General features: G+C 59.7%; 21 protein-coding genes. 12 read left to right on the top strand and 9 right to left on the bottom strand.

Annotated features, from left to right (window positions below; all coding sequences use genetic code 11):
• Nucleotides 1-14 precede the first annotated feature (14 nt).
• Nucleotides 15-1016, top strand: a complete 1002-nt coding sequence (locus BDD14_RS19450) for a polysaccharide deacetylase family protein (protein ID WP_130420371.1) — start codon at nucleotides 15-17, stop codon at nucleotides 1014-1016.
• Here the strand turns inward: BDD14_RS19450 and BDD14_RS19445 are convergent.
• Nucleotides 1013-2062, bottom strand: coding sequence for a glycosyltransferase family 2 protein (locus BDD14_RS19445; RefSeq protein WP_130420369.1), 1050 nt, complete (start codon nucleotides 2060-2062; stop codon nucleotides 1013-1015). The genes BDD14_RS19450 and BDD14_RS19445 overlap by 4 nt on opposite strands.
• Nucleotides 2063-2217: 155 nt before the next feature.
• Between BDD14_RS19445 and BDD14_RS19440 the strand changes: the two genes are divergently transcribed.
• Nucleotides 2218-3918, top strand: coding sequence for an L-lactate permease (locus tag BDD14_RS19440; RefSeq protein ID WP_130420367.1), 1701 nt, complete (start codon nucleotides 2218-2220; stop codon nucleotides 3916-3918).
• 52 nt (nucleotides 3919-3970) lie between these two features.
• On the opposite strand, the gene BDD14_RS19435 is transcribed toward BDD14_RS19440, so the two are convergent.
• Genes BDD14_RS19435 through BDD14_RS19420 form a run of 4 tightly spaced genes read right to left on the bottom strand, consistent with a single transcriptional unit; the run spans nucleotide 3971 to nucleotide 7775 of the window.
• A complete protein-coding gene (locus BDD14_RS19435; RefSeq protein ID WP_130420365.1) occupies nucleotides 3971-5287 on the bottom strand; it encodes a glycerate kinase type-2 family protein in 1317 nt (438 codons plus the stop codon).
• A gap of 2 nt (nucleotides 5288-5289) precedes the next feature.
• On the bottom strand, nucleotides 5290-5946 hold the full coding sequence (locus BDD14_RS19430; protein WP_130420363.1) for a 3-oxoacid CoA-transferase subunit B: 657 nt from the start codon (nucleotides 5944-5946) through the stop codon (nucleotides 5290-5292).
• Nucleotides 5943-6656, bottom strand: a complete 714-nt coding sequence (locus BDD14_RS19425) for a CoA transferase subunit A (protein ID WP_130420361.1) — start codon at nucleotides 6654-6656, stop codon at nucleotides 5943-5945. The genes BDD14_RS19430 and BDD14_RS19425 overlap by 4 nt, the downstream gene beginning before the upstream one ends.
• 18 nt (nucleotides 6657-6674) lie before the next feature.
• Nucleotides 6675-7775: an aldose epimerase family protein gene (locus tag BDD14_RS19420; protein ID WP_242618070.1), complete on the bottom strand. Its 1101-nt coding sequence runs from the start codon at nucleotides 7773-7775 to the stop codon at nucleotides 6675-6677.
• A 186-nt stretch (nucleotides 7776-7961) separates the two neighbouring features.
• On the opposite strand from BDD14_RS19420, the gene BDD14_RS19415 reads away from it, so the two are divergent.
• Complete coding sequence (locus tag BDD14_RS19415; protein ID WP_130420359.1) at nucleotides 7962-9185, top strand: SGNH/GDSL hydrolase family protein; 1224 nt, start codon at nucleotides 7962-7964, stop codon at nucleotides 9183-9185.
• Nucleotides 9186-9232: 47 nt separating this feature from the next.
• Nucleotides 9233-9712 (top strand): GNAT family N-acetyltransferase, encoded by a 480-nt coding sequence (locus BDD14_RS19410; RefSeq protein WP_130420357.1) that lies wholly within the window; start codon nucleotides 9233-9235, stop codon nucleotides 9710-9712.
• Between the two features lie 71 nt (nucleotides 9713-9783).
• Here BDD14_RS19410 and ndk read toward each other — a convergent pair whose 3' ends face one another.
• A complete protein-coding gene (gene ndk, locus BDD14_RS19405; RefSeq protein WP_130420355.1) occupies nucleotides 9784-10200 on the bottom strand; it encodes a nucleoside-diphosphate kinase in 417 nt (138 codons plus the stop codon).
• Nucleotides 10201-10307: 107 nt separating this feature from the next.
• On the opposite strand from ndk, the gene BDD14_RS31960 reads away from it, so the two are divergent.
• Complete coding sequence (locus tag BDD14_RS31960; protein WP_165420165.1) at nucleotides 10308-10469, top strand: hypothetical protein; 162 nt, start codon at nucleotides 10308-10310, stop codon at nucleotides 10467-10469.
• A gap of 213 nt (nucleotides 10470-10682) precedes the next feature.
• Here the strand turns inward: BDD14_RS31960 and sucD are convergent, their stop codons facing one another.
• On the bottom strand, nucleotides 10683-11558 hold the full coding sequence (gene sucD, locus BDD14_RS19400) for a succinate--CoA ligase subunit alpha (RefSeq protein ID WP_130420353.1): 876 nt from the start codon (nucleotides 11556-11558) through the stop codon (nucleotides 10683-10685).
• Nucleotides 11558-12736: an ADP-forming succinate--CoA ligase subunit beta gene (gene sucC, locus BDD14_RS19395; RefSeq protein ID WP_130420351.1), complete on the bottom strand. Its 1179-nt coding sequence runs from the start codon at nucleotides 12734-12736 to the stop codon at nucleotides 11558-11560. The genes sucD and sucC overlap by 1 nt, the downstream gene beginning before the upstream one ends.
• A gap of 301 nt (nucleotides 12737-13037) precedes the next feature.
• Between sucC and BDD14_RS19390 the strand changes: the two genes are divergently transcribed.
• Both BDD14_RS19390 and BDD14_RS19385 read left to right on the top strand, forming a co-directional pair.
• Nucleotides 13038-13430, top strand: coding sequence for a BON domain-containing protein (locus BDD14_RS19390; protein WP_130420349.1), 393 nt, complete (start codon nucleotides 13038-13040; stop codon nucleotides 13428-13430).
• A gap of 63 nt (nucleotides 13431-13493) precedes the next feature.
• On the top strand, nucleotides 13494-14147 hold the full coding sequence (locus BDD14_RS19385) for a DUF3341 domain-containing protein (protein ID WP_242618069.1): 654 nt from the start codon (nucleotides 13494-13496) through the stop codon (nucleotides 14145-14147).
• Between the two features lie 111 nt (nucleotides 14148-14258).
• Here the strand turns inward: BDD14_RS19385 and BDD14_RS19380 are convergent, their stop codons facing one another.
• Nucleotides 14259-15683 (bottom strand): hypothetical protein, encoded by a 1425-nt coding sequence (locus BDD14_RS19380; RefSeq protein ID WP_207231780.1) that lies wholly within the window; start codon nucleotides 15681-15683, stop codon nucleotides 14259-14261.
• A 198-nt stretch (nucleotides 15684-15881) separates the two neighbouring features.
• Here BDD14_RS19380 and trpD point away from each other — a divergent pair, with 198 nt between their 5' ends.
• The 5 genes from trpD to BDD14_RS19355 all read left to right on the top strand — a co-directional run bounded on the left by trpD (nucleotide 15882) and on the right by BDD14_RS19355 (nucleotide 19488).
• Nucleotides 15882-16925 (top strand): anthranilate phosphoribosyltransferase, encoded by a 1044-nt coding sequence (gene trpD, locus BDD14_RS19375; protein WP_130420347.1) that lies wholly within the window; start codon nucleotides 15882-15884, stop codon nucleotides 16923-16925.
• A 42-nt stretch (nucleotides 16926-16967) separates the two neighbouring features.
• Nucleotides 16968-17324 carry a YbjQ family protein gene (locus tag BDD14_RS19370; RefSeq protein ID WP_165420164.1) on the top strand — a complete coding sequence of 119 codons (357 nt, stop codon included), beginning with the start codon at nucleotides 16968-16970 and terminating at the stop codon, nucleotides 17322-17324.
• Between the two features lie 70 nt (nucleotides 17325-17394).
• The gene (locus BDD14_RS19365) at nucleotides 17395-18000 is read left to right on the top strand and encodes a thymidine kinase (protein WP_130420345.1); all 606 of its coding nucleotides are present in this window, start codon (nucleotides 17395-17397) and stop codon (nucleotides 17998-18000) included.
• 88 nt (nucleotides 18001-18088) lie between these two features.
• Entirely contained in the window at nucleotides 18089-18613 is a 525-nt protein-coding gene (locus BDD14_RS19360) for a superoxide dismutase family protein (protein WP_130420343.1), read from the top strand.
• 68 nt (nucleotides 18614-18681) lie between these two features.
• The gene (locus BDD14_RS19355) at nucleotides 18682-19488 is read left to right on the top strand and encodes an RNA polymerase sigma factor (RefSeq protein WP_130420341.1); all 807 of its coding nucleotides are present in this window, start codon (nucleotides 18682-18684) and stop codon (nucleotides 19486-19488) included.
• Nucleotides 19489-19504: the final 16 nt, after the last annotated feature.

The following is a 19504-nucleotide window of genomic DNA, read 5'->3' as shown; positions in this document are numbered from 1 at the left end:
AGAGCTCTCCGAGAATGTCGAAAAGAGAATTAGCCGCCGCGGTGCTCAGACGATCCGGTGCCCTGACCCTCCTGGAGCGGTTTCGCTCCAAACCAGGCATTCTGATCGTCAATCACCATCGAGTCGGAGACGCGGCGTCCACACGCTTCGATCGCGATGTCTTCAGCGCATCCGCCGACGCATTCGACATGCAGCTGAAATACTTCAAGCGTCACTTCCCCATCGTGGCCGGGGAAGAGCTGGAGGATCTCGTCTCGGGAAAAACTCCCCTCAAGCGGACCTACATCGCTGTCACCTTCGACGACGGATACATCAACGACTACCTCGTCTCTTTCCCCATCCTCAAGGCAAACGGCTGCGCCGGAACATTCTTTCTGGTCCCCCAGTACGTCGGCACCTCCTTTATCCCCTGGTGGGACGAGATTGCCTACCTCGTTCGCAACTCCCCAAAGTCTCAGCTCACCTTCCAGACTCCCGTCCCGGCAACCATCAGCCTCGCCGGTGATCGCGAGCAGGCTATCCGCAACGTGCTCCGCCACTACAAACGTCCTGACAACACCGACGGTGAGCGATTCCTCCATGAGCTTCGCGAACAGGCGGGCTCCATCCTTCCCTCCACGGGCCGGCGGTTCATCACCTGGGACGAAGCACGCGAGATGAAGGCGGCCGGAATGACGATCGGCTCCCACACCCAGACTCACGGCATCCTCGGACAGATGTCCACCGACGCGCAACGCTGGGAACTCACCGAGTCGAGAAAGAATATCGAAGCCAATCTCAAGAGCGAGATCCGAAGCCTCGCCTATCCCGTAGGAATTCACGGAGCCTTTGACGAGAAGACCGAGGCCATCGCCCGCTCGCTCGGATACACCATGTGTTTCTCGTTCTACGGCGGTATCAATACCCCGACGCACATGCAGCCAACGAATCTGCTGCGTATGGCAACCAATCGTGATCCTCTTCTGTTCCGTGCCGAGACGGTTCTTCTTTCACGACTCGGCAAACTGCCCTATTAGAAATAGGCTGCGGCTTCACCCTCGGACGGGTTCTTCGAGGGCTGCAGTGCTCTGCGCCGGCTGTACGCATTCACGAGTGCCGCGGGGAGTGCCGGCATTTGAACTCCCGGATGGTAAGGACCACCGCGATTGAGCCAGCCATCCCAAAGTCCCGCGAGAATCGCGTCAGCGCTCTCCCGCGTGCCCGTCAGACGATTGCGATGACGCACAAATCCATTGAAGCTGTACCACGCCAGGCGCAGACTCCCGGCCAGCCCTAGATGTTTCCTCCAGAACCGGCTCTCGTTCCTCGCCATGTAATACCAGTAGTGCGGCTTGATCTCCAATGGTTTCGTGTTCCGATTCTTCTCCAGGTGCCGTACAACGGAATTCGTGTCCACCACATTCCGAAACCCCGCCTCGGAGCTTCGAGCCGAATAGTCAATGTCTTCAAAGTAGGCGAAGAAATTCGTATCCAGCATTCCGATCCGCCGGATCAGGTCCGTACGCACCAGCATCGCGGTTCCGATCACCAGCCCCGAATACGGATACCTGGCGTTCCACTCGGCGGCTACAGCCGGATCATGCGTCTCGTTATAAATCCCTTCCTTTACCGAAAGGATGCCACCGGCAAAGGTAAGGCGATCTTCGTCGAGCGCTGCGATTCGCGGCGTAATCAGCCCAATGGAAGTATCGATCTCCGCCATCGCCACAATCGACGAAAGAGTCTGACGATCAACAATTGCGTCGTTGTTTAAAAGCCAGACATACTTCGCATCGATCTCCAGCGCCCGCTTCATTCCCAGGTTGCATCCACCGGTGTAACCCGTATTGATCGCGGACTCCAGCAGCTCCACCCCACCACCGGTGAGCGGACGAAGCCGATCCACGGAGCCGTCCGCGGAAGCATTATCGATGATCAAAGTGCGAAAGTTGGGATACTCCATCTCCTGAACCGAGGCGACCGCTGTCGCAGTCTCTTCCGCACTCTTCCAGTTCAGCAGGACAACCAGGACGAGGGGAGGGTTCTCTCGAGAAGAAGCATTGCTTGAATTCGAATTGGCCATTTTCTTTCCACTTGGATGCTGACGATATCTGTTTGGGCGGCCCAGGATAGCTTACGTTATAAATTTCGTTGCCTGAATTTATTTACACCAGCATAGTCAATCGACCATACTGGTCGTCATTCTTTTTCGCGCGGGGGCGAGCCGTTCAAAATCTTATGTCCATCCAAGCCTTTTCTCCTGGCACGGCACTCGTGTGCATTCTTTTGGAACCCGTTGCAACCTGGGCGCAAAGTTATGATCCTGCTCGCCATTGGCTACTCTCTGCGGCATGGGCCGCTCTTCCCTTGTGCGTTCTGCTCGTCACCATGGGAGTCTTCCGCGTAAAGGGTCATCTGGCCGCACTGGCCGGGCTCGCAACCGCCTTCCTCATCGCCATAGGCATCTTTCATCTCCCCCTCACGATGGGCCTGCTCGCCACCGGTTACGGAGCGGCCTATGGCCTCTTTCCCATCGCCTGGATCGTATTTCCTGTCTTATTCCTCTATCAACTCAGCCATCGCTCCGGAAGCTTCACTCTCCTTCAACAGAGCATGGTCGGCGTAACCGGAGACAGCCGTCTCCAGCTTCTCCTCATCGCCTTTGCCTTTGGAGCCTTCTTCGAAGGCTCCGCCGGCTTTGGAACCCCCGTCGCCATCTGCGCCACTATCCTTATCGGCCTCGGCTTTCCTCCTCTTCAGGCTGCGGGACTCTCTCTTCTCGCCAACACCGCGCCTGTCGCCTTCGGCGGTCTGGGAATCCCCATGGTTGCCCTGCATGGCATCACCGGTCTCGACACGCTTCTGCTCTCCCGCGTCGCCGCGCGCATGATCGCTCCTTTCTGCATCATCGTTCCCTTCTGGCTCATCTGCGCCTATGCAGGATGGACAGCGATGCTTGAGATCTGGCCGGCCATTCTCGTCGCCGGGGGAGTCTATAGCCTCACCCTGCTCCTCGTCGCCACACTCCATGGCCCCTGGCTGGTCGACATCTTCTCCTCCAGCTTCACCATAGTGGCTCTCCTTCTGCTCTTGCGAGTGTGGAAGCCAAAGCGCATCCTTGGCCCAAACCTTCAGGTCGTGACCGAGACTTCCAACGTCCAGGTCGAACGGTCGGATGGCTTTCTCAAGCAGGCAATTCTCCCCTGGGCCATCCTCTCCCTGTTCATCATTCTCTGGGGGCTGCCAGTATGGTCTCGCTGGCTGGATTCAATGAGCAGCATCCGCATCGTTGTATCCGGCCTGCATCAGTCGGTCGTGCGCATGCCGCCCGCCGTTCCGTCACCCGTCGCTGAGTCCGCGGTCTTCAACTTCAACTGGCTGTCCGCAACTGGAACAGGAATCTTCATCGCCGCCATTGTGGCTGGCTTCGCCATGAGGATTCGACCGCGCATCATCGCACGCACCTGCGCCGAGACCTTCGTCTCCATGCGCTTCACCTTCATCACCATCGCCGCGCTGATGGCTCTAGGCTTCGTCACCCGTTACGCCGGCATGGACGCCACTCTTGGGTTGGCTTTTGCGCGCACCGGGAAGCTCTATCCGTTCTTCGGAACCCTGATCGGCTGGATCGGAACTGCCTCCACAGGATCCGACACATCCTCCAACGTCCTCTTCGGAAGCCTCCAGAAGCTGACCGCCCAGCAGCTCGGCATCTCCGCCTATCTCATGGCCGCTGCAAACTCCGCCGGCGGAGTCATGGGAAAGATGATTGCCCCTCAAAGCATCGTCGTCGCGACAACCGCGACCAACCAATACGGAAAGGAAGGCTCACTTCTGCGTTTCGTCCTTCTGCACAGCATCGCACTTGCCTGCCTCGCCGGCCTGCTGGTTCTGCTATACAGCTCCGTGCCTGTCATCACTAACCTCGTGCTCCGCTAAGATTCCCGTGCCCCTCGGCAGGAAAGGGAATCCTTAGCGGCGAAGTCTGCCGTCAAGGAGCAAGCAGCACCCGAAGATCCCGCAGATTATTCCCCGTCGGCCCGGTTGTGATTGCGTCCTCCAGCCTGGAGAGCAGAGGATAGCTGTTGAAGGCTGCAAGCGCCTCTTCCACCGGATATCCGGCTCGAACTGCACGCGCAACCGAGCTCCCATCGGCCACTCCACCGGCTGCGGGACTGTTGCCGTCCACGCCATCGCTCCCGACGCTGAGGACTGTAATCTCCTCGCCGGCGATCCGTCGGGCCGCCTCCAGCACGAAATGCTGATTTCTGCCGCCGCTTCCCGACATGCCATGCGGCACCGCCACCGTCACCTCGCCAGATGAGAGCAGGCAAACACGCTTCCGCATACGGCGCAGCTCCCGCAACCGATCGACAAGATAAGCTGCCGCCTCGTCCGCTCTCCAGTCATCGCATGTATTGTCTACAACCACCTGCCAGCCGAGTTCCGCCGCGCGTCTCCCCGCTGCAGCCTCCAGCGAAGAGCTGTCCAGTAGAACCGACCAGCGCGAGCGCGCAAAGATCGGCTCTCCACGCTTCGGCGTCTCCGCAAGCGAGTGTGCCGCAAGCTGGGCCGTAACGCTTGCAGGAAGCCGCTCCATCAGGCCATACCGCTCCACCGCATCGTAGACATCCGCGAGCGTGCTCTCGTCCGGAATCGTAGGCCCCGAAGACAACGCATCCAGCCTTCCCGCTGGTACATCCGAAACTGCAATGGTCAGCTGCTCGGCAGGAGCCGCCGCTGCGGCCAGCCTGCCTCCCTTCACGGACGACAGGTGTTTCCGCACCGTATTGATTGCCGTAATCGGAGCGCCGCTCTCCACCAGTGCCTTGTGCGTCGCCGCGATCACCTCCAGCGGCGTATCTGCATCGAGAAACTGCTCCACCAGCGACGACCCTCCACCGCTGATCAGAAAGATCGCCAGGTCGCGCTCCGTAAGCTCCCTCAGGACTCGCAGGATCTCCTCGGCGGCCTGAATCGACGCGGCATTCGGGCTTGGATGCCCGGCATGAAATGCAACAAACTTTTCCGATGGAACCGTTACCGGATCGGGAGCCACAATCACGCCTTCGAAGCGCCCGGCGGATCTTCCGCTCCGTGCGAGAAAAGACGAAAGCATCGGTTCGGCCGCCTTGCCCACGGAGATCAGAACGCGTCGTTCGAACTTCGCGAGCTCATACCGAAATCCATCCACCTCCATTGTCTCGCCGTCGAAGCGGATGCGCTCTTCGATAACCTGCTCTACCCGTGAGGCCCTGAAGGCATCCTGGAAGATTTCGATGATGTCCTGGCGTGTCGTCGTCGGCATTCTCAAATCGCAGTCATCGTTACGAGGTTGGATGCAAGCGTCAGTTTTGCCTCGGTACGGGCCTGCACCTCGGCCGCACCGATACCCTCAGCGATCTCTGTCAAGATCAGGCCATCGGGAGTTACCTTGATCCATCCCAGCTCGGTGACGATGTCATGCACCACATGCGTTCCCGTCAGCGGAAGCGTGCAACGCTTCAAAATTCGAGGTTCCCCCTCTTTGGTCTGGTGCTCCATCGCAACAATCACGCGACGCGCCCCGGCAACCAGATCCATCGCCCCTCCCATTCCCTTAACCATCTTGCCCGGAATCGTCCAGTTCGCAAGATTGCCTTCTTCATCCACCTGCATCGCCCCCAGAACGCTCATATCCATGTGGCCGCCGCGAATCATCGCGAACGACACCTCACTGCCGAAATACGAACAGCCGGGAAGCTCCGTCACCGGCTGCTTTCCAGCATTGATCAGGTCCGGATCGGCCTCCGATTCGCCCGGTGGCGGTCCCACTCCAAGCATGCCGTTCTCCGATTGAAAGATGACGTCGATCCCAGCCGGAAGATAGGATGCGATCATCGTCGGCAGACCGATGCCGAGATTCACATAGAAGCCATCCCTGACCTCTCGCGCAATTCGCCGCGCAATCCTCTCCTTCCCGTTCACGCCACGCCTCCCGCCATCTGGTCCTTGATAAACCGGGACTCGATAGGCTTCCTGTACCTCTCCCCGACAACAATGCGTTTCACATAAATTCCCGGTGTGACAATGTGATCGGGATCGAGTTCTCCGGGCTCCACCAGCTCCTCGACCTCTGCGATCGTCAGGGCTGCGGCGGTAGCCATCACGGGATTGAAGTTCCGCGTCGTCTTGCGATAGACCAGGTTCCCCAGCCGGTCTCCCCTCCACGCCTTCACCAGCGCAACATCGGCACGCAATGCGGTCTCGAGCACATAGGTCCGGCCCTCGATCTCCCGGGTCTCCTTGCCTTCCGCCACGACCGTTCCCAATCCTGTCGGGACATAGAAAGCCGGAATCCCCGCCCCGCCCGCGCGGATGCGCTCCGCCAACGTTCCCTGGGGAATCAGGGTAAGGTTCAGCTCACCGCTCAGGACCATCTGCTCCAGCCTGCGGTTCTCCCCCACATAGCTTCCGATGTGCGAGGCGATCATTCCCGCCTCGAGCATCAGTCCCATGCCGAAGCCATCCACGCCCATGTTGTTGCTGATCGTATGAAGCCCTGTGATTCGCCGCCGAACCAGCGCAGCGATCAGGTTTTCAGGAATACCGCACAGGCCGAAGCCCCCGAGCATGATCCTCGACCCCGCCCCGATATCTGCAACCGCCGCATCCGCTGAGGCAACAACCTTGTTCATGCTTCGGTATCCTGCGACCTATTTTTGCGTCGAAAAAGTGAAGGTCGTCGCGCTGTGCCTCGCCTGCCCCGGCTTCAGCTCTGTCGTCGGGAACGAGGGATGATTCGGCGAGTCCGGAAAGTGCTGCGTCTCCAGGCAGAGGGCCGTATTCTTTGCGTAAGGCCATCCACTGGGGCTTTTGAACGATCCATCTAACGACACGCCCGCGTAGAACTGCACGCCCGGCTCCGTCGTCGTAACCGTAAACACACGACCCGTCGTCGGATCATAGACGCGCGCAGCCGTCTTCACTTCGCCATTCGCCCCGCGCAAAACCCAGTTGTGATCGTATCCTCCAGCCAACTTCAGCTGCGGAGAATCATCGTTGATTCGCTTGCCAATCACGGTCGATTTGCGGAAGTCGAACGGCGTCCCTTCAACCGAAGCAAGCTCGCCCATAGGAATGAGCCCCTTGTCCACCGGCGTGTACTTGTCGGCCGCGATCATTATCTCTTCATTCAGAATGGTTCCACTGCCCACGCCGCCAAGATTGAAGTAAGAGTGGTTCGTCAGGTTCACCACGGTGTCTTTATCGGTCGACGCGCTGTAGTCGATCCGCAGCGCATTATGGTGCAGCGTATAGCGCACATGCGCCGTTAGCGTCCCTGGATACCCCTGATCTCCATCCTTGCTCACCAGGGTCATCTCCACGCCTTCAGGAACCTCGCGGCCCTTCCAGACCAGCTGGTCAAAGCCGACCGTGCCGCCATGCAGCGAGTTCTCGCCGTTGTTCTTCGGAAGATGATAGGTCTTCCCATCCAGCTTGAACTCACCCTTCGCGATACGGTTGCCATAACGCCCCACGATCGCGCCAAAGTAGGTCTTTTTATCCGCAAGATAGCCCGCCAGGGAGTCGTACCCGAGAACCACATCGGCGACCTTGCCATTCTTATCCGCTGTCTTGATCGAGACGATGCGGGCGCCGTAAGTCATGATGCGCGCTTCAACGGCATCGCTCTTCAAGGTATAGATGTCGACTTCCGTCCCATCCGGCATCTTGCCGAATACAGCCTTCGTCACCGATCCATGTGCAGCCATCGCAGTTGTCATGCTAAGCAGCATAACCTGTAGCCATCGCATCGTCATTTTTCCGAACCCCTCACCCAGTTCCCGTCCATCTCACCATCCTCAACGGCAACCTCGCCACTATACTTCACCCGCCCCCATACGAAGAAGTCAGCCGGCCCGAGCCACAGGCAAACCACGTGTTCACCCGCTGAAATCGGGTAGCATTGGACCGTCAGAATTTTTCCTTCAAGGAAGCTCATGAACCCGTACAAGAGAACTGCGCTCTTTCCCGTCGTCCTTCTGCTTTTGCTCGTCGGCTTTCCCCTCTGCGCCTCCGCGGCAGAAGACCATTGGGTAGGAACCTGGGCCACCTCTCCCGTTGCGCTGCCCGACGCCAGCAGCAAATATGGCCTCGAGGAGACGACCTACCGCGAGATCGTCCACACCTCCCTCGGCGGAGACTCCTCGCGCATCATCCTTACCAATGAGTTCGGCCTCGGCCCCCTGACCGTCAACTCGGCCTACATCGCCCTTCGCGCCAAAGGCAGTGAGATCGATGTCGCCAATACCCGCCAGATCACCTTCAACGGCCGCACCTCCATCACCATCCCGGCAGGCGCGCTCGCGGTCAGCGATCCCGTCGCCTTGAAGCTTGCCCCTCTCTCGGATGTAGCCGTGAGCTTTGTCCTGCCCGCTCAAGCCATCCAGCAGGCAACCCAGCACAGTTTCGCCGACCAGACCAGCTACACCGCCCCCGGAAGCGTATCCGGCGCTAAGTCCCTCGAGAACCCAACCGAGATCACGAACTGGCCGTTTCTGAAGGGCATCGACGTTCGAGCCGACGACAAGAGCGCAGCCATCGTCGCCTTTGGCGACAGCATCACCGATGGCGCGCACAGCACCCGCGACACCAACCAGCGCTGGCCTGATATCCTCGCCCAGCGTCTCCAGGCCGACAAGAAGACGAAGAACCTTGGCGTGCTGAACGAGGGCATTGGAGGAAACCGCGTTCTCCACGACAACACGGGCCCGAGCGCTCTCGCCCGCTTCGACCGTGACGTTCTGGCGCAGGCCGGAGTGAAGTACCTCATCCTCCTCGAATCCATCAACGATATCGGCCACGCACAAGATCCTGTCAAACCTTACGATGTGGTCTCGGCCGAGGATCTCATCGCCGGGCTTAGCCAACTCGCCGCCCGCGCCCATACCCATGGCATCAAGGTCTACGGTGCCACGCTGACACCGTACGTCGGCGCGAAGTACTCTTCGCCGGCAGGCGAGGCAATGGTTCAGGCAGTCAACCACTGGATCCGCACAAGCAACGAGCTTGACGGATTCGTCGATTTCGAAAAGGCTACCCAGGACCCCGCCAACCCGACCGTCCTTTCCAGCGCAGCGGACAGTGGCGATCATCTTCATCCCGCCGACGCAGGCTACAAGTCCATGGGCAACGCCATCGATCTCAAACTCTTCACCAAATAACCGCCGGACTTGACGACGGATCGTGCAAGGAGGATCTTTCATCCACTATGTCCGATCCGTCAGTCCGAGATGCCCTTTTGAGCGATGCCGCAGAGATTGCAACCATGTGTGCTGTCCTTTGGCCCGAAGCGACTGAAAATGAGCATCGCGCCGAGATTACCCATCTCCTCAAAACTCAAATGTGCGGAACTCTGCCGGCGACGATCTTTGTTGCCCAGGACGACGCCGGCAGGCTCGCGGGCTTCTTGCAGGTGGGTTTGCGTTCTCATGCGGACGGCTGCGATCCGAAGCATCCCGTTGGTTTTGTTGAGGGATGGCTTGTCTTCGAGACCTCCCGCCGACGCGGCATCGGGAAGGCACTGATGCTCGCTGCCGAGGAGTGGTCCCGCACCCAGGGCTGCAAAGAAATGGCCTCCGATACATGGATCGACGAGACCACCTCCCAAAAGGCACATGAAGCTCTTGGTTTTGAGGTCGTCGACCGCTGTATCCACTTCCGCAAACCGCTTCAGGTTCCACCCAAATGAAACAAAGGGCGATTTCGCCGGGGTAGATCTCCCCCCGGCGAAACCGCCCTTTTCTTGCTGGTGATTCGAAACTACTTCAGCTCATAACCCGCAAAGAAGTATCCAATCTCGAACGCCGCAGTCTCCTCGGCATCCGATCCGTGGATCGCATTCTCACCGATGGAAGCCGCGAACTTCTTGCGGATGGTTCCCTCTTCGGCCTGGGCCGGGTTGGTCGCGCCCATCAGCTTGCGCAGATCGGCAATGGCATTGTCCTTCTCGAGCACCATCGGGAAGATCGGACCGCTCGACATAAACTCGGTCAATTCACCGAAGAACGGACGTTCCTTGTGAACGTAATAAAAGCCCTCGGCCTGCGCCTTGGAGATCGAAACCTTCTTAATCGAAACAATCTTGAATCCGGCCTTCTCAATTTCGGCCAGAATAGCGCCGGCGTGTCCTTTTTTGACCGCGTCGGGCTTGATGATGCTGAATGTGCGCTGTGACAACGTAGTTCTCCCTTGCTGTTTTCCTGCTTTCGACCAGTGTAAAACACACTCGTCAAAAGTCTCGTGAAAGATGGTGCGTCCTCGCAGCGATGGTGCATCATAGCCGTATGCGGAATTACGCATGGATCTGGTTTGCCGGCTTCGTCGCGTGGCTCGTGGATGGCATCATCAGCCTCCGCCTCCACTCCATGCAGCACGCCCAACTGGCATTCCTGGTGGCGATGGTCTTTCTGGCCGCCGGACTGTTCTACCGGCGCCAACAGCGATAAATCACCCCTGAAAGCGCACCGCTCCCCAGACAGGCGCCAACCTACCGCTGCCCACCCACGAAATTGCATCCCCGAGCGAAGCGAAGTGGAGATATCTGCGGTTCTACGCCTTGCGGCACATGGACCGCCTCAACCCCACGAAAGTGTCTAAGCGAAGTGGGGGGACCTGCAGTTCTACCGCCGGTCCCTCCTGAAAGCTTCGTGGAAGGAAAGCTACGCCCTGCCCAGCACCTTCGCCATGGCCTCACCGATCTCGGCCGGCGATTTCACCACCGTAATGCCCGCCTCGGTCATCGCCTTCATCTTCTCCGCGGCCGTTCCCTCGCCCCCCGAGATGATCGCTCCCGCATGGCCCATACGTCGTCCTGGAGGAGCCGTCTGCCCGGCGATGAAACCGACCACCGGCTTCTTCACATTTTCCTTGATGTACTTTGCAGCTGCCTCTTCCGCCGAACCACCGATCTCGCCGATCATGATGATCGCCTCGGTCTCCGGATCCTCGTTGAGCAGCTTCAGCGCATCGATGTGGGTGGTCCCGATAATCGGGTCGCCACCGATACCGATCGCCGTCGATTGCCCGATGCCGCGCGTCGTCAGCTGGTACACCGCCTCGTAGGTCAGCGTCCCGGACTTCGACACGATGCCCACGCTGCCTTCCTTGTGAATGCGACCCGGCATGATTCCGATCTTTGCTTTGCCCGGTGAGATCACGCCCGGGCAGTTCGGTCCGATCAGCCGCGACTTCGACTGCTTCACGACCTCCCAGGTCTTCACCATGTCGAGCACGGGAATGCCTTCGGTGATGCAGATCACCAACGGCACCTCTGCCGCAGCAGCTTCGAGAATGCCGTCTGCCGCAAACGGCGGAGGCACGAAGATCACCGTCGCATTCGCCCCGGTCTCCTTCACCGCCTCTTCCACCGTGTTGAAGACCGGCCAGCCCTCATGCGTCGTTCCACCCTTGCCCGGCGTAACTCCACCCACAACCTTGGTACCGTACTCGGCGCAGCCCTTCGCGTGGAAGGTGCCCTCGCGCCCCGTGATTCCCTGCACAATCAGCCGCGTATTCTTGTCGACCAGAACTGCCATTACTTACCACCTTTCGCGGCTGCGACGGCGAGGTCTGCCGCCTCTTTCATTGTTGTACCCACCTCAAACTTCAAGCCCGACTCCGCGAGAATCTTCCGTCCCTCTTCGACGTTCGTCCCTTCGAGGCGCAGAATAATCGGCAACTGCACATTCAGCTTCTTCGCAGCGGCCACAACTGCCGTCGCCAGCACGTCCACCCGCAGAATGCCGCCGAAGATATTAATGAAGATCGCCTTCACGTTCGGATCGCTCAGCAGAATCCCAAACGCATTCTCAATCTGCTCCTGATTCGCGCCGCCGCCCACATCGAGGAAGTTCGCCGCCTTGCCACCGGCGTATTCGATGATGTCCATCGTCGCCATCGCAAGCCCCGCGCCATTCACCATGCAGGCGATGTTGCCGTCCAGCTTGATGTAGTTCAGCGCAAACTTGCTCGCTTCCACCTCAAGCGGATCTTCCTCCGCCAGATCGCGCAGCTCCTTCAGGTCCTTGTGCCGGAACATCGCGTTGTCGTCGAAGTTGATCTTGCAATCCAGCGCCAGCAACTTGTCGTCCTTCGTCGTGATAAAGGGATTGATCTCCATCAGCGTCGAATCTGTCTCCACAAACGCCTTATACAGACCGAGCATGAATGCAGTCGCCTGCCCGATCTGCGTCGACTTCAGACCCAGCTTGAACGCCAGCTTGCGCGCCTGGTACGGCTGCAGCCCGATCGCCGGGTCGATGTATTCCTTGTAAATTTTCTCGGGCGTCGCGTGCGCGACCTCCTCGATCTCCATGCCACCCGCCTGCGATGCCATGAAGACCAGCCTCGCCGCCGCGCGGTCCAGCACGATCCCGAGATAAAGCTCGCGGTCGATCGCCGAGCCCTCTTCGATCAGCAGTCGTTGCACCTTCTGGCCCAGCGACCCGGTCTGGTGCGTCACCAGCTGCATCCCCAGGATCGCCTTCGAAGCCGTCGATGCGTCCGCAAGCGACTTCACCACCTTCACGCCACCGCCCTTGCCGCGGCCTCCGGCATGAATCTGTGCCTTCACCACCACCACCGCATTGCCCTTATCGAGAAGGTCCTTGGCGGCCCTGTCCGCCTCTTCCAGCGTCTGAACCATCTCGCCGCCCGGAACCGGCACACCATACTTCCGCAGAATCTCTTTTGCCTGATACTCGTGAATTTTCATAGATGTCTTCTGAACTCCACCCGCGCGAGAAGTGTAGCGAACCCCGGCAACCACCCGCAACGCGAAATACGAACAACGGTGCGGTAATCGTTCGCGCAGCATTACTTCGCTCCATTCTTCCAGCTTACGAATTAACCCGCACTCCTCTTTGCCTCTTCCGTCCATTCACCCGTGGGACAACTCCTCCACCAGCGTCTTCATCACAGCTACTAACTGCGACAACGGGACCGAGCAAGTCATTCCCGCTCGATCGGCGGCCCGGCAGTTCGGAACATTCGTTTTCCGGAAAGGCAATCTCCTCATGATTTCGAATCGTTTCACCCCCGCAGCTTTAGCTGCGACCGCATTCCTGTGCTTTCTTGGGGCTGCAAACTCTCCGCACTCGCTCGCGCAGACCACCCCGACACAAACCGCCCCGGACAATTCCACACAAAACCAAAACCAGTCCAAAACTGCCGATGATCAGACCAACGCTAAGGCCGATCTCGACACCACCGCTCAAATCCGTAAATCGATCATGGCCGACAAAGGCCTGTCGACCTATGCCCATAACGTGAAGATCATCACTAAGAACGGCACCGTCACCCTTAAGGGTCCAGTCAACTCGGAAGACGAGAAGCAGAAGGTAATGTCTTATGCCTCCAGCGTCGTCTCTGCCGACAAGGTCACCGACAAAATCACTGTCAAACAGTAGATCGATGGCCACGCTTCAAACGTACGTCCCAAATCGCGCTGCAGATTAGCAGCAAGGAGTCACATGATGTCCAGCAAAAATACCGCAGTATTCGGAATCTACGCTACACCAGGCACGGCAGAGGCAGCCGTCGATCATCTGATCAGCAAAGGCTTCACAAACTCTGCTATCTCAGTCCTTCTCCCTGACGATGAGAGCACCCGCGCCTTCGCCCACGAAAAGAGCACGAAAGCTCCCGAGGGCACGGCCACAGGCGCAACCACCGGGGGAGTCGTCGGCGGCACACTCGGCCTGCTCGCCGGTATCGGCGCGCTCGCAATCCCTGGAGTTGGTCCGCTCATCGCAGCGGGTCCCATCATGGCAACTCTTGCCGGTGTCGGGGTCGGTGGCGCCGTAGGCGGTATCGTCGGAGCGCTCGTCGGCATGGGCATTCCGGAGTACGAAGCGAAACGATATGAAGGAGCCGTCAAAGATGGCGGAACCCTGCTATCGGTTCACTGCGACACCTCTGAGCAGGTCGATATGGCCAAAGCCAGCCTCAAGGCCACCGGAGCCCGCGATATCGCGTCAACAGGAGAATCGTCAGCCGACAAGACCGGTGGCCGTGAGACCTTCGGCAACCTGTCGGAAGCGGCCCCGCTCCCCAGCCCTACCTCTGCCGACCCGATTGTTGGACGCGAGCGCGTCATAACAAACGAGCGCATCATAACAAAATAAGTGACGCTCGCCGCACCGATCGTTCTTACACTGCGATGTCAATGAAAACCCGCTCCATACAGAGCGGGTTTTTCTCTTTTCAATGTTCCTGTTGTTCAGACATCTCGTCGCCTATAAGGCACGCAGAAAGGCCACCAGATCCTTCTTCTCCGCCTCGGTCAGCTTCGTCCCCAGCACCAGGTTGAAGTACTCCACCGTATCGTCCAGGGTCAGCAATCTTCCATCGTGAAGATAAGGCGGCGTGTCCTTGATCCCCCGCAACGGAAACGTCTTGATCGCGCCGTCGTGCGCCATCATCATGCCATTCTCCACGTGCTGCTTGTAGAAACGCTCCGCGTGAAGGTCGTGCATCAGGTTGTCGGTAAAATACGGTCCCGTGTGGCAGATCGCGCACTGGCCCTTGCCGAAGAAGACCTGTTCTCCATGCAGTTCGGCGGGCGTAGCGAGCTTCGAATCCAGCTTGCCATCCCACTTCAGCTTCGGCGCCGGAGGAAAGTCCAGAATCTCCTGAAACTCCGACATGAAGTGAACCTGGCTGCCGCGCTCCAGCACATTGACGCCCTTCTTGGTCGCGATCACCGGATCGCCATCGAAGTACGCCGCTCTCTGTTCGAACTCCGTGAAGTCCTCCACCGTCTTCAACGCACGCTGCGAGCCGAACAGCCGTTGAATATTCACCCCGCGCAGCACCGGCGTCTCAATCCGGTGGCGAAACTCCTGGGGCCGGATATCTCCAACCAGGTGGAACGCGCCATTCGTCCCGCCGTTGGCATGGCAGTCGAAACACGCCACGCCGCGGCTGGGCTTATCCGAGCGCCGGTCCACTGTCTGGTTAAACTGCTGCTGCGGAAACGGCGTCAGCAGCAGCCGCAAGCCTTCCAGCTGCTTTGGGTTCAGGACCCCGCTGAAGACGTCATAAAAGTTATCGATCGTTATCAGCTTGCCCTGCGAAACATCCCCCAGGTCCGGCCGCGTCGTCAGAAAAATGGCTGGAGGAAACTCGGCCAGAAACCGCTCCGGGATATCGAAATCGAGGTCGAACCGCGTCAGATCGCGCGCCTCCTGCTTGTTCACCTCGTCGATCTCGAACTTCGGAAACACCATGCCGCCCTCTGGATGATTCGCATGCGGCAGCGGTAGAAATCCCTTAGGAAAAACACCCCTGTCACGAATCTGCTCCGGGGCCTCATTCGAAAGCGTCTCCCAGGTCACCCCGGAAGGCAGCTTCACCCTCACGCCTTCCTGCACCGGCTTCGACCGGTCCATGACCACGCCTCTCGCCGGACGGTCGCTCAGATCGTAGCGTTCGTCCAGCAGATCCATCTGGCGCTTCATGATGCCCGGCTTGGCCGCCACCATGCGGCTGTGGATCGTGGCAAAGGTCTCCGCATCGGTAACGGGAAGATAGCTGTTTTTAACCGGTTCCTGCGCTCCCTGCCCTGCAGCAGAGACCGGATTGCCTTCCAGAATGCATGTGCCTGCAACAGCGATACTTCCCAGACACGCAAGTCGAGATAGCTTCTTGATCCCTTTCATCGTCTTCTCTCCTACCCCAAAAGGGGAGATGGAAACAAAACAAGGAGCCCGCAACACGGAGAAAGGAGAAAAATCAGGACATCGTAAGGCAGCCAACAAAACGCAACCAAGAATCTACCCGAACATTACACCGCTTGAAGAGAGAGAGCAAAACCTTCCCGACTCAAGGCCCCCTCGCGTCCTGCTACGCTTTAACCAATGTCCCTCCAACACCACCTCCGGCACCTCATTGAGGATCGTGCCACCTTGTCTCGCGAATCGGCCCGCGAGCTGATGCAGCAGATTCTCGCCGGGCAGCTCACCGAGATCCAGATCGCCGCGCTCGTCGGCGCCCTTGCCGCACGCGGCGAGACCCCCGAAGAGGTCGCAGGCTTCGTCGATGTCATGCGTGCCGCAGCCACTCTGGTGCCGCTCGACCCCGAAGAGCAGGCTCTCCTCGTCGACACCTGCGGCACCGGCGGAGATGCCAGCCGTACCTTCAACATCTCCACCGCCTCTGCGCTGGTCGCCGCCGCCGCCGGGGCCGCCGTCGCAAAACACGGCAATCGCGCCATCACCTCGCAATGCGGCTCCGCCGACGTCCTCGAGGCCCTCGGAATTCCAGTCGATCTCGCCCCCGCAGACGCCTCCGCAGCCCTGCGCCGTCATCGGTTCGCCTTTCTGCACGCGCCCTCGCTCCATCCCGCCATGAAGGCCGTCATGCCCGTCCGCCGGGCCCTCGGCGTTCGCACCGTCTTCAATCTTCTCGGTCCCCTCACCAATCCCGCTGGAGCCTCCGCGCAGGTTATGGGGGTCTATGCGCAGCACGCCGTTCCCCTGGTCGCCAGAACCATGGCGCTGCTCGGCACCCGCCATGCCTTCGTCGTCCACGGAACCGCCGAACTTCCCGATGGAACCATCCGGGGCCTCGATGAGATCTCCATCTCCGGTCCCACTCACCTCGCCGAGGTCCGCAACGGAGTCGTCACCCTCTTCACCCTCACCCCCGAAGACGTTGGCCTCGCCCGCGCCCCCATGGAGACTCTCGTAGGCGGCAGCGCAGCCGAGAACGCCGCCATCCTCACCGCGATCTTCTCCGGCGAGTCCGGCCCTCGCCGCGATATCGTGCTCCTCAACGCCGCCGCGGTACTGGTCGCCGCCGACCTCTCCCCCGACATCAACACCGCAGTTGCGCTCGCCGCTCACACCATCGACTCCGGGGCAGTGACAAAACTTCTCGACCAGCTGCGCAGCGGGACATAGAATCAGCGGGCAGGAATCCAGCTCTCAAGGAAGCCATCGCTTATGTCCTCATCGCCGCCCCCCGCAATCCTCGACGTCTCCATGGTCACAACTGCTCTCGAGCTGCCCGGCTATCGAATCGTCAGAAACATCGGCGTGGTTCGCGGAATCGTGGTCCGTTCCCGCTCCATCTTCGGAACCATCGGCGCCAGCCTTCAGACCGTACTCGGCGGCAACATCACCCTTCTCTCTCAGCTATGCGAGAAGACCCGGCAGGATGCCTTCGTGATGATGATGCAACACGCCTCGGAGCGGGGAGCCAATGCCATCATCTCCGCCCGCTACGACGCCAACGAGCTCATGCAGGGCGTCACCGAGGTCCTCGCCTATGGAACTGCCGTCGTCGTAGAGCGTCTGTAACTCCTCGATCCACGGTGATAACCCCCAAAATCCACAAGCTCGCCGGCCACCGGCGTTTAACATGGGGCAAATGACCACAGTTCCTCCCGGCCGCATCGAGATCATCACCGGCCCCATGTTCTCTGGAAAATCCGAAGAGCTCATCCGGCGCCTCAAGCGCGCCCGGATCGCCCGTCAGCGCGTCGCCTGCTACAAGCCCGATATCGATCTCCGCTATCACCGCACGGCCATCGCCAGCCACAGCTCTCACACCCATGATGCCTCTACCGTCACCACGGTCGAAGACCTTCGCGCCGTTCTCTTTCCCCAGCTCGACCAGGTCGAGGTCATCGGCATCGACGAGGTGCAGTTCTTCTCCGAGGCCGTCATCCCCCTCGCCGTCGAGCTCGTTCATCTTGGCAAGCGCGTCGTCATGGCGGGACTGGACACCACCTTCGCGGCAGAGCCCTTCGGCCCCGTACCCAACCTGATGGCCATCGCCGACGAGGTCACGAAACTCTCCGCCGTCTGCATGGTCTGCGGTGCTCCCGCCATCCACACCCAGCGCCTCGGGCAAAGCCAGGAGCTTGTGGTAGTTGGCGCAACCGGCTTCTACGAAGCCCGCTGCCGGGCCCACTTCCACCCCTGGGTCGATGAGTTGCACACCGAGCAGCTCGAGCTGCCCTCCGTCGGTTGACGAGGCCGCGACAAGCCGAACACCCTTCGTGGGTTATCCTTCTCTCTACGCGTCTTCGAGCATCTACATCCCGTAGGAGAAAAACCATATGCGCCTTACCGCTGCAGCCATCGTCATCAGCCTCCTCGCCGTGCCCGCCCTGGCAAAGTCTAAAGGCACGACCGTCTCCCTGAAGACCAGCACTGGACAGGATGCCGGTACCGCCAGCTTTGTCCCCGCGAAGGACAATAAGATCACCATCCGGATCCAACTCAAGAACCTCCCTCCGGGTGAGCACGCCGTCCACATTCATGAGCACGCCGCCTGCGATGCCCCCACCTTCCAAACCGCAGGAGGACACTTCAATCCCGCGGCGAAGAAGCACGGCATCGAGAATCCCATGGGACACCACAACGGCGATCTGCCGCAGAACATCACCGTCGCCGCCGACGGCACCGGATCCGCAACCTTCCACGTCGACTATCTCTCCGTCGATCCCGCGGCCTCTGACTCCATCTTCGCCAATGGCGGAACCTCCATCATGGTCCACGAGAAGGCCGACGACATGAAGACCGATCCCACCGGCAACGCCGGAGGCCGCATCGCCTGTGGCGTGATCACTGCCCCCAAATAGCGAGTTCCCGATCCGGGAATGACATTACGACACTGAACCATCCGGGACGCCCCTGCGTATAAGAGCACATGGGCGTCCTTTCCATTGCGCTTCCGGCCGTCAACCGCCGCACCAGTGGCCGAACCACCCACGCGACGCTCCCCCACCACATCGTCCCTCGTTCCATGCCGGATAACCCCGGCTCCATTCCTGTGGCTCCGGTCAGCTCACGAGGTAAACTCGTACGACCGCTAAAACCATTTGAGGGCATGTTGGAACGCACGCCGGAACAGGAAGCCGCACAGGAAGCTGTAGCCCGACTGGTCCGGCAGTGTATCGCCGGCGACGCCCAGGCATGGCAGCAGCTCGTCGTCTCCCAGCACCGGCGAATCTACGCCATCTGCTATCGGTTTACCGGGTCTTCCTCCGACGCCGAGGATCTCACCCAGGATGTCTTCCTCAAGCTCTATAGAAATCTCGCGAGCTTCGATCTCCATAAGGGAAGCTTCCAGACCTGGATTACCACCCTTGCTCGCAACCTTCTCGTCGATCACTTTCGCCGTACCCGGCTCGATCGCGCCTCCGACTCTCTCGACGCAACCTTCGATGGCGAAGAGGATGGCCCCACCATGGCCGATCGCCTCGCCGATACGCGCGACTCCCAGGAGCAGCAATTCGCCAGTCTGGAGCTCAAGACCCGCATTCAGGAAGCCCTCAAACAGCTCTCACCCGAGCTGCGCGAAGCTGTCATCCTTCGTGACCTCGAAGATATGGATTACAAAGACATTGCTCAGGTCCTCCGCATACCCGAGGGGACCGTCAAAAGCCGCATCAGTCGTGGTCGCGGGGAACTTGCAAGACTGTTACAACGTATAGAAAAACAACGGATGATGTAACGATAGAAAGAGAGGT

Source organism: Edaphobacter modestus (assembly GCF_004217555.1).
GTDB lineage: Bacteria > Acidobacteriota > Terriglobia > Terriglobales > Acidobacteriaceae > Edaphobacter > Edaphobacter modestus.
This window is presented reverse-complemented; position numbering and strand designations above follow the sequence as displayed.